Consider the following 13,491-nt stretch of genomic DNA (forward strand, 5'->3'; position numbering starts at 1 on the left):
GGTTGTTGATGTTTTAATCAAACTCTAAAAATACGTTGCTTTCAATTGCAATCCTGTTGTTTCTTCTAAGCCAAACATTAAATTCATATTCTGAATCGCTTGTCCAGACGCTCCTTTTAAAAGGTTATCTATAATACTAGTCACTAACAATTTATTGTTGTATTTGTGCAAATGAATCAAGCATTTATTGGTATTTACCACTTGTTTTAAATGCAATACCTCGTCTGAAACAAACGTAAACTTAGCATCTTTATAAAACGTTTTGAACAAATCTTTTGCTTCTTCTAAACTGCCTTCAAAATTGGTGTAAACCGTCGCAAAAATGCCTCTTGAAAAATTTCCTCGATTTGGCATAAAAAGAATTTCAGAAGAAAAATTGTTTTGTAGTTGTTTAACCGACTGATTAATTTCTCCTAAATGCTGGTGCGTAAACGGTTTATAATATGAAAAGTTATTATCGCGCCATGGAAAATGTGATGTTTCAGATAACGACGTTCCCGCTCCCGTAGCACCTGTAACAGCATTGACATGTACATCATCATTTAATAAATTTTGCTGAGCCAATGGCAATAATGCTAATTGAATGGCGGTTGCAAAACATCCTGGATTGGCTATATAATCTGCTTTCTTAATGTCTTCTCTTTGTAATTCTGGCAAGCCATATACAAAAGATTTTCCATTGAATGCTTTATCTTTTTCTAGTCTGAAATCGTTTCCTAAATCAATGATTTTAGTGCTATCTGAAAAGGTATTAGCTGATAAAAACTTCACCGAATTCCCATGACCCAAGCATAAAAATAACACCTCTACATTCGGGTTGATGGTATCCGTAAACTTAAGGTCTAAATCACCCAACAAATCTTGGTGAACACTACTAATTTTATTGCCCGCATTAGATGTGCTGTACACAAAATTAATCTCGGTTTCAGGATGATTGATAAGTAATCGTATCAATTCCCCCGCCGTGTAACCTGCGCCACCTATAATGCCTACTTGAATCATGATTCGGAATTTACTTGTTGATATATTTTGTTCTGATTACCAAAAATCTTAATAAAACCTTTTGCTTCTTCTGGAGTCCATCCCTTATTTTCTTCGCCATAACTTCCAAACTTCGCATTCATCAAATCATGTTTAGATGAAATACCATCCAACGTAAAATGATACGGCTTTAAAGTTACGACCACATCGCCACTGACTTTATCTTGGCTGCTTTCTAAAAACGCTTCGATATTTCTCATCACAGGATCTAAATATTGCCCTTCGTGCAAATGCATCCCATAAAAACTAGCTAAATATTCTTTATGCTGTAACTGCCATTTTGTAAGCGTGTGTTTTTCCAATAAATGATGTGCTTTAATGGTTATTAAAGCCGCTGCAGCTTCAAAACCAACTCTCCCTTTTATACCCACAATGGTATCTCCCACATGAATATCCCTGCCAATGGCATACGCTTTCGCCAGATTGTTCAACACTTCAATATTGATTTCTGGGTCATTTTCTATGCCATTTATGGCTACCAATTCCCCTTTCATAAAAGTCAGTTTTACTTTCTCAGGCTCTGCATGTTTCAGCTGAGAAGGATATGCTTCTTCTGGTAAAGGTTTATCAGATGTCAAGGTTTCCGAGCCGCCAACACTGGTTCCCCAAAGGCCTTTGTTAACGGAATACTTCGCTTTTTCCCAAGACATATCAATTCCATTGGCTTTTAAATAATCTATTTCCTCTTGTCTGCTTAATTTTTTATCTCTAATTGGTGTTATGATTTGAATTTCTGGTGCCAATGTTTGAAATATCATATCAAAACGCACTTGGTCATTTCCAGCACCTGTGCTTCCATGAGCAATATATTCTGCGCCAATACTTTTAGCATACTCCACAATTTCGATAGCCTGAATGATTCTTTCTGCACTTACAGATAATGGATAAGTATTATTTTTTAATACATTTCCGAAAATCAAATACTTCACTACTTTTTGATAAAATGTGGCTACGGCATCAATATTTTTATACGTAGTAACACCCATTTTATAAGCATTACTTTCAATATGGTCTATTTCAGTTTTGGTAAATCCACCTGTGTTGACACTTACCGCATGTACATCAAATTCTTTTGATAAACTTACTGCACAGTATGACGTATCTAAACCACCACTGTATGCTATTACTAATTTTTTCATCGAAGATTATTTTTTATATAACTTATTCTTTATTTTAATTCTCTAATTTGAGCCTCGAAACATGCATTAACATAATACTTAAAATTAAGTTCATCACGTAATTTTCCTAATTTCTCAAGTTCTTGAACTAATACAGCAGACATTTTAGATAGTGTTACATGCGTCATTCCTAGAATTTCATTATAATAATGAACTTTAGGCGTTTGTGCAATTGAAATAAGAAATGTATCGCTATAAAATTCGGTTATTCTAGCCATTAAAAGCAAACCAAGGTTGTAATTCCTATAAGCATTATCTACCCACAAAGATGAACGCTCGTATACAAAATGACCTTTAACTTGATGTTCATGAACGAAGATATGTCCTATAATTTGATCTTCCTTTTTTAATATAAAACTTCCGTTTTCCACACGTTTTTTTAGCATGTCAACACTCACATAATACAGCGTAGATAGCTCTTTAGACCGTTCAGAAATAATTTCTAATGATCTATTAGAAAGTTTGTATACTAATTTTATTTCAATTCCTAATTCTGTGCAAAATGATTCCGCATCTTTTATCACGCTATCAATTTCTAAATCTATTATTGTATTCATTTAATTTATATGACTCTTTATTTTTGGTAAAACCTACCCATATTCGCAATAACTAAATCAACTTTTGACGTCATCAAAAATTTTCTCACAAACATTACTTTTTATCCTTTTTTAAAAACATGGCTTGCTTGATACTTTTAAGTCTATTAAAAACCTTTTCTTTTATTTTTATTGGTTCAGATTTTTCAGCTTTAGGATCATACAACATGCCTGTACATAAGCACATTTTTCTATTAGTACGCGTTAAAACATCATAATTTTTGCACGTTTGACAGCCATCCCAAAACGTTGGATCATCTGTTAATTCCGAAAATGGTACTGGTTTATAACCTAATTCGGTATTCATTTTCATAACCGCCAATCCCGTTGTGATACTAAATACTTTAGCATCAGGAAATTTAGTTCTTGAATGCTTAAATACCTTATGCTTTATTTTTTTTGCTAACCCAGCACCTCGATAATCAGGATGTACAATTAATCCTGAATTAGCTACAAACTTACCATGACCCCAAAGCTCAATATAACAAAATCCTGCAAATTTATCACCATCTAAGGCAATAACGGCATTTCCATTAACCATTTTTTTTGTTATGTATTCAGGTGTACGTCTGGCAATACCGGTACCTCTAACGGCAGCAGACTCAGCAATGGTTTCGCAAATAATTTCTGCGTATTTAGAATGTGATTGATCGGCAATTATAACTTCCATTAAATTATAAAATATTTTTAAAATTAGAGTTATTTTTATTGGTGAACTGAACGTCTCAGTTTATTTAAAATCAAGTACATCCCCTATGGACGGCGTGGGTAAATAAAACACATATAATAGGGATTAATTACTATATTAAATACGTTTTGAAATGTTATGGATGAAATTTTATACACTATAAAAAAAATTAAAATTACGTTTCGGTTTTGGGTCGTTGAAAGACTAGAAGCTGCGACGAGTAATACTCGCGCGGAAACCGGGTGATGAAGGACGTATTTTATTTTTTAATGTATTCATAATGTAAAATTATGATTTTATTTATTACGACTGTTAAAAATATATGCCTTTTTTATAAAAATTATTAATATCTCTTCTTTTTTAGAGTTTTGTTTTTAATTATTCAAGATTAAACTCATTTTATAATGGTTATAAAAACAAAAAGCGCGTACCAATTGTATGCGCTTTTGTTATTTAGTATTTATAAATTCCTTTGATTAAAGTTCTCTAACCCAAATGTTTCGATAACTTACTTCGCTATTATGATTTTGTAAAAGTAATGGTGCTTTTCCATGCGGCTTATATTTAGGCCACCCGATGAAGGTCATGGGACCGATTAATTCGAAATGATCTTGAATTAATACCCCATTATGTAATACGGTCATCGTTGCTTTTTTAACAACGTCGCCATATAATCCGAATACTGGCGCATGATATATAATGTCATACGTATTCCACTCCCCTGTTGGAACGGATGCTTTTGCTAAAGGAATGGATTGTTTGTAAATAGATCCCACTTGTCCGTTTACATACGTTTCGTTATCATTATTGTCTAAAACTTGTACCTCATACAGTTTTTGAATAATAACACCGCTGTTCCCTCTATTTTGTCCATCACCAGCAATTTTCTCTGGTGATTTCCATTCTAAATGAAGTTGTATATCTCCAAAGTTACGTTTGGTTTGTATGTCGCCAACCCCTCTTCCTAATTTCACCGTCATACTCCCATCCTTGTTTAATGTCCATTTAACTTCCGAAGAATCCCTAGGGCTTGTCCATTCATCAAAATTAGTTCCATCAAACAATATGATGGCATCACTTGGAGGCGCCCCATTTTTTCCAGGAGTTACTGTTGGTGGTTTGGGTTCCCAAATTTCGGTGGCTTCAGGTTTGGTGGGTTCGATGAAATTTTCATTACTTTTTTCTTGAGACCAAGAAGCAGCATACATTAAAGTAATTAAAAGTGATAAACTTGTTCTTCTGATGTTCATAATCCTAAAATTTTCTTTAGATGCTCTTTATCAACATCGCCACCAGCAAAATCATCAAAACTTCTTTCTGCAGCTTCAATAATATGGCTTTGAATGAACGGCGCACCTTCCCTTGCACCTTGCTCAGAAGATTTGATGCAGCATTCCCATTCCATAACAGCCCAAACATCACACTTGTATTTGGTTAATTTGGAGAAAATACTTTTAAAATCTACTTGTCCGTCACCTAGCGAACGAAAACGTCCAGCTCGGTCGGCCCAGTCAGAATAGCCTCCATAAACACCTTGTTTTCCTGTGGGATTAAATTCCGCATCTTTCACGTGGAATGCTTTAATACGTTCATGGTAATAATCAATAAACGTTAAATAATCCAATTGCTGAAGGACGTAATGACTCGGGTCATAAAGAATGTTAGCGCGTTTATGATTACCCGTCGCTTTTAAGAAACGTTCAAAAGAAATACCATCATGTAAATCTTCACCTGGATGGATTTCATAACAAACGTCAACCCCATGTTCATCAAAATGATTTAAAATGGGCAACCAACGTTTAGCCAATTCTTCAAATCCCATGTCTACAAGCCCTTTTGTACGTTGTGGCCATGGATAAACGGTATGCCATAAAAATCCGCCCGAAAACGTCGCATGCGCTTTTAAACCTAATCGTCCGCTTGCAGTTCCGGATTTTTTCACAAAATCGATGGCCCATTCGGTTCTAGCTTTCGGATTATTTCTGAATTTCTCTGGAGCAAAACCATCAAACATAGTATCATAAGCTGGATGAACAGCTACCAATTGCCCTTGTAAATGTGTAGATAATTCTGTGATTTCCAAACCATACGAATTGACTTTTCCTTTTAATTCATCGCAATAGGTTTGGCTTTCAGCAGCCTTTTCAACATCTATTAAATTTGTTTCCCATGTAGGGATTTGAATACCTTTATACCCTAAATCTGCTGCCCATTGGCACATGCCATCCAAACTGTTGAATGGTGCTTCACTTCCTGCGAATTGCGCTAAGAAAACAGCAGGTCCTTTTAATGTTTTCATGTTTTTGTTTTAATTTAGTTTTACCCAAGCGGCATTATTTTTATCACTTTCTACAGAAGCGTAAATGAACTTCATGCCTCTTATACCATCTTCTACGGTTGGATAATCTGGTTTTTTAATGTTTTTCCCGTCTTTAAGAGCCATTAAATGTGTTGCAAAATTCTTGTAAATAGTCGCAAATGCCTCTAAATAACCTTCTGGATGTCCCGCCGGAATTCTAGTAACTGACGTTGATTCTGGATATAAACCATTTCCGTTAGGCGTGAAAATTTGTTTTGGTTTATCTAACCAACGGGTGATTAATTCATTTGGATTTTCTTGATGCCACTCAATGCTTCCTTTTTCACCATACACTCTAATGGCTAAGTTATTTTCTTCGCCTAAAGCAATTTGGGAAATGGACATGGTTCCTTTAGCACCGTTTTCCATACGAAGCAATAAATTACCATCGTCATCTAAAGTTCTGCCTTTGCCAAATCTACCAAGATCGGCTGCTAATTCTTCTATTTTTAAACCCGTAATATATTCCACTAAATTTTCTGCATGGGTTCCAATATCACCCAAAGCGCCGCCAATACCAGAACGTTTTGGGTCTGTACGCCAAGCAGCTTGCTTATTATCCGTGCTTTCGACAGAGGTAGATAACCAACCTTGTAAATATTGTACTTGTATTTTTCTAATGTTTCCTAAATCGCCATTATGCACCATGGCTTTGGCTTGTTTCACCATCGCATTGCCTGTATAGTTGTGTGTTAATGCAAATAGTTTACCGCTTTTATCTATGACTTTTTGAAGTTCTGTAGCTTCATCTAAAGTCAGCGTCACTGGTTTATCGCAAACCACATGGAAACCATGTTCCAGAGCAAATTTTGCCGGTGGAAAATGCATGTGATTAGGCGTTACTATGGCAACGAAATCCATTCTAACATCCTCTGGCAATTCTTTTTCCTTTAAAATCATTTCTTCATAGCTTCCGTAACATCTGTTTTCTGAAAGAAATAAATTTTTCCCTGATTGAATTGATTTTTCTGAATTACTACTGAAAGCACCACATACCAATTCAATTAATCCGTCAATGGAAGCTGCTTTTCTGTGTACATCACCAATGAATGATCCCGTGCCTCCACCAATCATTCCCATTCTTAATTTTTTACTCATTTTTTAAATCTTAATAATTTAATGTCCTGTTTGTGGAATTCTTTTTTCCTCGATTTTTTTACGCATAAAAAATAATATTCCAAATAATACTACTAATGTTAAAGGGAAGTAAACCATAAATCCTAATATGGATTTACCCGCCACAATATCTGCGGCAGCACCTACCAATCCTGATGCCAAGGCACTTTGTTTCTCCGTATCTAGCATAGAACCAATAATGGGATTCCAAATTGATGTTGCAAACATACCCATACCGCCTACTAACGACATTCCTAAAGCACCTGTTTTTGAAGTATATTCAGATATAAAACCAATCATTGTCGGCCAGAAATAACAAACCCCAAGCGCAAATAAAGCTGCAGCTGCGTAAATCAAAGCACCATCAGCAATACTCATTAAATAAATGGCTACTGTTGTAGTAATGGCGGACATCCATAATACGCCTATGGGATTTAATTTATGCACAATCGGCCCTGCGAAGAAACGTCCCAAAGCCATAATTCCAGTAACCAAAGCCAACACTAACATAGGACTTGCACCTGAACTACCTAATATTTTTTCCACCCATTGTTGAGGAATGAATTCAGATACGGCTGTTAATGACATGCATAATAATATAAAAATATACAAAGGATTTGCTAATGCTTTGATATTTTGGGATGTGTTGGATTCAATATTATCGCCTTCAGGGAATTTTTGGGAAAACACCAAATATCCATAAATTAATGTTGGAATTAACATGACAGCAATTTGCATTTGCCAACCCATTCCATTACTTGTCATTAATTGAGATACCAAAGCGCCTATTACAAGTCCTCCAGGAAACCAAACATGGAATTTGTTTAGCATCGCCGTTCTATTGTTTGTATACATATCTGCAATCATGGGGTTACAAGCTGCCTCAACGGATCCATTAGCAAATCCAATAAAAAAAGTTGAGATAATTAACGTCCAAAATCCACCAGCATAGATAGTTAAAATCAATCCTAAAATATGACATATAAACGCAACGGTCATCAATTTTTTAGCACCTATAGAATTATACAAAAGCCCTCCAATAATCATCGCTAGCGGAAATCCTAAAAACGCCATACTGTTAATCCATCCTAATTTTTCATTTGAAATTTCAAAATCAGTACCTAATTGGGTTAGGATTCCTGCTCTAATAGCAAATGTCATAGAGGTTACTACTAGTGAAATACAAGCAGCTAAGAAAATTTTGTTTTTATTTACTTCTTTCATAATTATTTGGTTTAGTTGGTTTGTTAATTGCCATGTAAAATAGCAATTTCTTCAATAAAAATAAATATATTTATTAAACTCATCATATTAAATAATTCAAAATACCTTTTTTAACATATTTTTTTAAATCATTGACAATCTAAAAATAAAAAAGCCCTTAAAAAAGGGCTTTTCATTAAGTGAAAAATCACTCAATTAAAATCGTTATTCAACAATAAACTTACCTTTCATTAAAGCGTAATGACCAGGGAAGCTACACAAAAAATCGTAAGTTCCAGCTTCAGGAGCATCAAATTCTACAGATGATGTTTGCCCACCTCCAATTAAATCGGTATGCGCTACAATATCATTTTCAGAACCTGCAGGAATGTATTTGGTATCTCTAGCAACAGCTGCTTTAGTTGCAAATTCAGTCATATCAACACCTTGTTTAAGTATTACTAAGTTGTGCCCCATTACATTGGCATCCATCTTACCTTTGTGCCTTAATGTTATTTTTATTTTCTGACCTGCTTTCACTTTGATTTCAGCTAAATCAAATTTCATCATATCGTCGCCGTTAATAACAATTTCAGTAACGTTACTACTAACTTCCGCTTGTGGTTCTTCTTCTTTTTGAACCCCTAATTTAATTGTTTCTTTTTGCTTTTCCTCTTTCTTTTCTCCACCACAACTTGTCAAAACAACTAGTGAAAAAATAGTAACCAATACATAGTTAATGTGTCTCTTGTTCATGCTTAAATTTAGTTTTTGTTTTATAAAATGTAATCTGTACTTATAAAATTTGACGTTTTTTTGTTTAACAACTCATTCAAAATAGCATTATTATACTCGTTATCTTTTGATGCTACAAATGTTCTGATAGAGAAAGACCTTAACGCATCATGCACACTTAAGGTACTCACTGCTGAGTCTTTTCTACCTGTGAATGGATATACATCCGGTCCACGTTGACAAGAACTATTCAAATTTACTCGACACACCAAATTTACTAAAGTATCTATTAATGGTGATAATGTATTAACATTTTTTCCAAACAAACTGACTTGCTGACCATAATTTGATTCTGCCATATCATCCAAAGGCTCATCAATATCTGAAAAAGAAACCACTGGAATCACTGGCCCAAATTGCTCTTCATTAAAAACCCGCATATCTTTTTTAACAGGATATAATACTGCTGGGTAAATAAAGTTCTCAGACCTTTCGCCTCCTTTTTTGTTAAGAATTTTGGCGCCTTTACTAATGGCATCATCAATTAATTCTTGTATATAAGCTGGTTTATCAACTTCTGGAAGTGGTGTCAACTTTACTCCAGGTTCCCAAGGATTTCCAAATTTTAACGAATCTACTTTAAATGAAAAACGTCTGTTAAACTCTTCTACAATAGATTCATGAACGTATAATACCTTCAACGCCGTACAACGTTGACCATTGAAAGACAACGTTCCTGCAATACATTCATCTACGGCTAAATCTAAATCGGCATCCGCTAACACAATCGCCGGATTTTTAGCTTCTAAGCCTAATACCAGACGTAATCTATTCTTTTTTGGGTGACTTTCTTGTAGTGCATTCGCCGCTTTGCTATTTCCTATTAATGCCAATACATCTACTTTTCCAGATTCCATTATGGGTGTAGCCAATACGCGCCCACGTCCATAGATGATGTTCACCACACCTTTAGGAAAACTTTTTTGAAACGCATCAAGTAAAGGACAAATTAAAAGCACGCCTAATTTAGCAGGTTTAAATATAACCGTATTACCCATAATCAACGCAGGAATAAGCAAGGTAAAGGTTTCATTAAGTGGGTAATTATATGGTCCTAAACATAAAACAACTCCGAGAGGGCCTCTACGGATGTGTGCATATACCCCATCATTTTTTTCAAACTTGGCTGAATCCCTGTCTATTTGTTTATAAGCTTCAATAGTGTCATTTATATAATCAACCGTTCTATCAAATTCTTTTTGTGAATCAGGCAGATTTTTCCCAATTTCCCACATCAAAAGCTTAACGACCTCTTCTCTTTTGGTCTTCATAAGCTTGACAAAATTTTCCATACAAGCAATGCGGTCTACCACCTTCATGGTTGGCCACAAACCTTGTCCTTTATCATAAGCTTCATGTGCTGCATTTAAAGCGTCCAAAGCTTCTTTGGCACCAAGTTCGGGAACAGTACCTAATAAGGTAGGTTTATATACTTCAGTAGAAGAAATAGTCGAATAGACTTCGGAAGTATCACCTTGCCATTGTTTAAGTTCTCCTGCAACCAAATAGGATTTTTGATGTAAAAGAGAATTGATTTTATATGCTTCTGGTATTTCTGAAAATGTTGTAGTCATGATGAAAATTTATATATAAAATGTATCGCTAAGATACCTATATTTTTAATTATGAGCTTTTTAAAAAAGAACATCTACAAAAAAATACTGTATTCTTAACACTTAGGGAAAATGCATAAAAAATGCATAAACCGAAATCGATTTCGGGAATAAATTTAACGCCTAATATCAGACTAAAAACTGAAATAAGTCAGGTTTATCATTAAGATAATCCCCAAAAAAGTTGCGCTGTTTCATTTTTGTTATTAATGGCTCTAAATCTTTGGCGGATTTTAGTTCAATTCCAACTAAGGCTGCGCCATTTTCACGATTTGTTTTTTTGGTATATTCAAAATGCGTGATATCGTCTGTTGGCCCAAGAATATCCACAACAAACTCTCTTAATGCACCAGCACGTTGCGGAAATTTCACAATAAAATAATGTTTTAAATTGGCGTATAATAAGGCGCGTTCTTTTATTTCTGCTGTTCTGGTAATGTCATTATTACCTCCACTAATCACACAAACCACGTTTTTACCTTTTATTGCTTCAGCATAAAAATCTAATGCAGAAATACTTAAAGCGCCAGCTGGCTCCACAACAATAGCATCTTTATTATAAAGCTCTAAAATGGTTTGACATACTTTTCCTTCTGGAACGGTAATCATGTCATGGAGATTCTCTTTACAAATCGGAAAGGTGAGATCACCAACACGTTTTACCGCTGCTCCGTCAACAAATTTTTCAATATGTTGAAGTTCGGTATTTTTTTTGTTTTTTATAGAGACGGACATAGAAGGTGCGCCTTCAGGCTCCACACCAATGATTTTAGTATTGGGTGATAATTCTTTAAAAACAGTAGATAAACCCGCCGCTAATCCTCCACCGCCAACTGCTATGAATGCATAATCAATGGGTTCTGTAGCTTGTTCTAAAATTTCCAGTCCAATGGTGGCTTGGCCTTCAATGACTTTTTCATCATCAAAAGGATGGATGAAGGTCTTATTGAGCTCTTTGCATTCTAGCATAGACGCATGATACGCATCATCATAGGTATCACCAAACAACTTGATGTCTATAAAATCCTCACCAAACATTTTAACCTGTTCGATTTTTTGATTTGGTGTGGGGGTGGGCATGTAAATAGTGCCTTTAATCTTCAATAATTTACAAGATAAAGCAACGCCTTGAGCATGATTGCCCGCACTGGCACAAACGACACCGTTTTTGGATTCCGCTGTTGTTAGCGAACTTATTTTATTATAAGCCCCTCTAATTTTATAGGAACGTACTTGCTGAAGATCTTCACGTTTCAACAAAATGTTTGCTCCAAACTCTTTTGAATATCTTTCGCTAGGGCTTAAAGGCGTAACTGCCGATACCTTTTTAATGGTATCGGCAGCTACTTTAATATTCTTAATACTAGGAAAATATGTGGTCTTTTCCTTGTTCATAAATTTATGTATTAAACTATAGGTTTCATAGCTTTCATGGAAGCTCTTAAAAACGTTCCTATTTTCTCAACAGGATGGCTTCTTAATGCCGCATTGACTTGGATTAACTTCGCGTTATCAACACTTTTGCCATTGTCTTTTGCATAGGCTTTACCAATAACATCGGTATCAATTTTCTTCATGAAATCGCCCAATAGAGGTTTACAAGCATGATCGAACAAATAACAGCCGTATTCAGCAGTATCAGAAATAACGCGGTTCATTTCATACAATTTCTTTCTTGCAATAGTATTTGCAATAAGCGGCGTTTCGTGTAATGATTCGTAATAAGCGGATGCATCAATAATTCCAGAATCGGTCATCGCTTCAAAAGCAAGTTCCACACCAGCTCTAACAAATGCCACCATTAAAACGCCATGATCATAATACTCCTGTTCAGAAATAGTCACATTACCGGCAGGTGTTTTTTCAAAAGCCGTTTCAGCAGTCGCCGCTCTCCAACCTAATAAGTTTTTATCATCATTAGCCCAATCTTCCATCATGCCTTTAGAGAAGTTGCCTTCCATAATATCATCCATGTGTTTTTGGAATAACGGACGCATGATATCTTTTAATTCTTCCGAAAGCTCAAACGCTTTTATTTTTGCTGGGTTTGAAAGTCTATCCATCATATTGGTAATACCACCATATTTAAGACCTTCTGTAACAGTTTCCCAACCGTATTGAATTAATTTTGAAGCATAGCCAGCATCGATTCCTTTTTCAATCATTTTATCAAAACAAAGAATAGAACCTGTTTGCAACAATCCACACAGAATCGTTTGTTCACCCATTAAATCACTTTTCACCTCAGCTACGAAAGACGATGCCAAAACACCAGCTCTATCACCACCAGTAGCAGCAGCATAAGCCTTCGCTTGCGCCCAACCTTTACCTTCTGGATCGTTTTCTTCATGTACAGCGATTAACGTTGGTACACCAAAACCTCTTTTATATTCTTCCCTTACCTCTGTTCCTGGACATTTTGGCGCTACCATAATAACGGTTAAGTCTTTACGGATTTGCGTGCCTTCTTCAACAATATTAAATCCGTGGGAATATGATAAGGTTGCACCTTTTTTCATTAATGGCATGATCGCTTTGATAACACCTGTATGTTGTTTATCTGGAGTTAAATTCAATACTAAATCGGCCGTAGGAATCAATTCTTCATAAGTCCCAACTTTAAATCCGTTTTCAGTCGCATTTATATACGATGCCCGTTTTTCTTTAATAGCTTCGGCACGTAAAGTATAAGAAATATCCAAACCAGAATCCCTCATATTCAATCCTTGGTTTAAACCTTGCGCACCACAACCTACGATGACAATTTTTTTACCTTTTAAAACCCCTACGCCATCTGCAAATTCTGCAGTTTCCATAAATCTACACTTCGACAATTGATTTAATTTATCTCTTAACGACAATGTATTAAAATAATTTCCCATTCTTAAATGTTGTTTTTATG

General features: G+C 35.2%; 12 protein-coding genes. All 12 read right to left on the reverse strand.

Annotation, left to right across the window (positions count from 1 at the left end; translation table 11 throughout):
- Nucleotides 1-24 precede the first annotated feature (24 nt).
- The 12 genes from argC to ilvC all read right to left on the reverse strand — a co-directional run bounded on the left by argC (nucleotide 25) and on the right by ilvC (nucleotide 13,471).
- Complete coding sequence (gene argC, locus CDH50_RS00815) at nucleotides 25-1,002, reverse strand: N-acetyl-gamma-glutamyl-phosphate reductase (RefSeq protein WP_100609997.1); 978 nt, start codon at nucleotides 1,000-1,002, stop codon at nucleotides 25-27.
- Nucleotides 999-2,180, reverse strand: coding sequence for an argininosuccinate synthase (locus CDH50_RS00820; protein WP_100609998.1), 1,182 nt, complete (start codon nucleotides 2,178-2,180; stop codon nucleotides 999-1,001). Before CDH50_RS00820 ends, argC begins: the two co-directional genes overlap by 4 nt.
- A 29-nt stretch (nucleotides 2,181-2,209) precedes the next feature.
- On the reverse strand, nucleotides 2,210-2,776 hold the full coding sequence (locus tag CDH50_RS00825; protein ID WP_100609999.1) for a GNAT family N-acetyltransferase: 567 nt from the start codon (nucleotides 2,774-2,776) through the stop codon (nucleotides 2,210-2,212).
- 94 nt (nucleotides 2,777-2,870) lie between these two features.
- A complete protein-coding gene (locus tag CDH50_RS00830) occupies nucleotides 2,871-3,485 on the reverse strand; it encodes a GNAT family N-acetyltransferase (RefSeq protein ID WP_100610000.1) in 615 nt (204 codons plus the stop codon).
- 494 nt (nucleotides 3,486-3,979) lie between these two features.
- Nucleotides 3,980-4,711, reverse strand: coding sequence for a 3-keto-disaccharide hydrolase (locus CDH50_RS00835; protein ID WP_232731952.1), 732 nt, complete (start codon nucleotides 4,709-4,711; stop codon nucleotides 3,980-3,982).
- 38 nt (nucleotides 4,712-4,749) lie between these two features.
- Nucleotides 4,750-5,802 (reverse strand): sugar phosphate isomerase/epimerase family protein, encoded by a 1,053-nt coding sequence (locus tag CDH50_RS00840; RefSeq protein ID WP_100610002.1) that lies wholly within the window; start codon nucleotides 5,800-5,802, stop codon nucleotides 4,750-4,752.
- Nucleotides 5,803-5,811: 9 nt separating this feature from the next.
- On the reverse strand, nucleotides 5,812-6,960 hold the full coding sequence (locus CDH50_RS00845; RefSeq protein ID WP_232731929.1) for a Gfo/Idh/MocA family protein: 1,149 nt from the start codon (nucleotides 6,958-6,960) through the stop codon (nucleotides 5,812-5,814).
- Nucleotides 6,961-6,978: 18 nt separating this feature from the next.
- Entirely contained in the window at nucleotides 6,979-8,202 is a 1,224-nt protein-coding gene (locus tag CDH50_RS00850; RefSeq protein WP_100610003.1) for an MFS transporter, read from the reverse strand.
- A 204-nt stretch (nucleotides 8,203-8,406) separates the two neighbouring features.
- Nucleotides 8,407-8,937 (reverse strand): azurin, encoded by a 531-nt coding sequence (gene azu, locus CDH50_RS00855; protein ID WP_100610004.1) that lies wholly within the window; start codon nucleotides 8,935-8,937, stop codon nucleotides 8,407-8,409.
- Nucleotides 8,938-8,957: 20 nt separating this feature from the next.
- A complete protein-coding gene (locus CDH50_RS00860) occupies nucleotides 8,958-10,550 on the reverse strand; it encodes an NADP-dependent glyceraldehyde-3-phosphate dehydrogenase (protein ID WP_100610005.1) in 1,593 nt (530 codons plus the stop codon).
- Between the two features lie 168 nt (nucleotides 10,551-10,718).
- On the reverse strand, nucleotides 10,719-11,984 hold the full coding sequence (ilvA, locus tag CDH50_RS00865; RefSeq protein WP_100610006.1) for a threonine ammonia-lyase IlvA: 1,266 nt from the start codon (nucleotides 11,982-11,984) through the stop codon (nucleotides 10,719-10,721).
- 11 nt (nucleotides 11,985-11,995) lie between these two features.
- The gene (gene ilvC / locus CDH50_RS00870) at nucleotides 11,996-13,471 is read right to left on the reverse strand and encodes a ketol-acid reductoisomerase (protein ID WP_100610007.1); all 1,476 of its coding nucleotides are present in this window, start codon (nucleotides 13,469-13,471) and stop codon (nucleotides 11,996-11,998) included.
- Nucleotides 13,472-13,491 lie beyond the last annotated feature (20 nt).

It is taken from the genome of Confluentibacter lentus, assembly GCF_002806995.1.
In the GTDB taxonomy this organism is placed as follows: Bacteria; Bacteroidota; Bacteroidia; order Flavobacteriales; family Flavobacteriaceae; genus Confluentibacter; species Confluentibacter lentus.

Bases quoted from the DNA above. Each gene is read 5' to 3' on its own strand.
- CDH50_RS00850 (WP_100610003.1), bottom strand. From the start codon at position 8,202: ATGAAAGAAGTAAATAAAAACAAAATTTTCTTAGCTGCTTGTATTTCA.
- CDH50_RS00840 (WP_100610002.1), bottom strand. From the start codon at position 5,802: ATGAAAACATTAAAAGGACCTGCTGTTTTCTTAGCGCAATTCGCAGGA.
- ilvA (WP_100610006.1), bottom strand. From the start codon at position 11,984: ATGAACAAGGAAAAGACCACATATTTTCCTAGTATTAAGAATATTAAA.
- CDH50_RS00860 (WP_100610005.1), bottom strand. From the start codon at position 10,550: ATGACTACAACATTTTCAGAAATACCAGAAGCATATAAAATCAATTCT.
- azu (WP_100610004.1), bottom strand. From the start codon at position 8,937: ATGAACAAGAGACACATTAACTATGTATTGGTTACTATTTTTTCACTA.
- ilvC (WP_100610007.1), bottom strand. From the start codon at position 13,471: ATGGGAAATTATTTTAATACATTGTCGTTAAGAGATAAATTAAATCAA.
- CDH50_RS00830 (WP_100610000.1), bottom strand. From the start codon at position 3,485: ATGGAAGTTATAATTGCCGATCAATCACATTCTAAATACGCAGAAATT.
- CDH50_RS00825 (WP_100609999.1), bottom strand. From the start codon at position 2,776: ATGAATACAATAATAGATTTAGAAATTGATAGCGTGATAAAAGATGCG.
- CDH50_RS00820 (WP_100609998.1), bottom strand. From the start codon at position 2,180: ATGAAAAAATTAGTAATAGCATACAGTGGTGGTTTAGATACGTCATAC.
- argC (WP_100609997.1), bottom strand. From the start codon at position 1,002: ATGATTCAAGTAGGCATTATAGGTGGCGCAGGTTACACGGCGGGGGAA.
- CDH50_RS00845 (WP_232731929.1), bottom strand. From the start codon at position 6,960: ATGAGTAAAAAATTAAGAATGGGAATGATTGGTGGAGGCACGGGATCA.
- CDH50_RS00835 (WP_232731952.1), bottom strand. From the start codon at position 4,711: ATGTATGCTGCTTCTTGGTCTCAAGAAAAAAGTAATGAAAATTTCATC.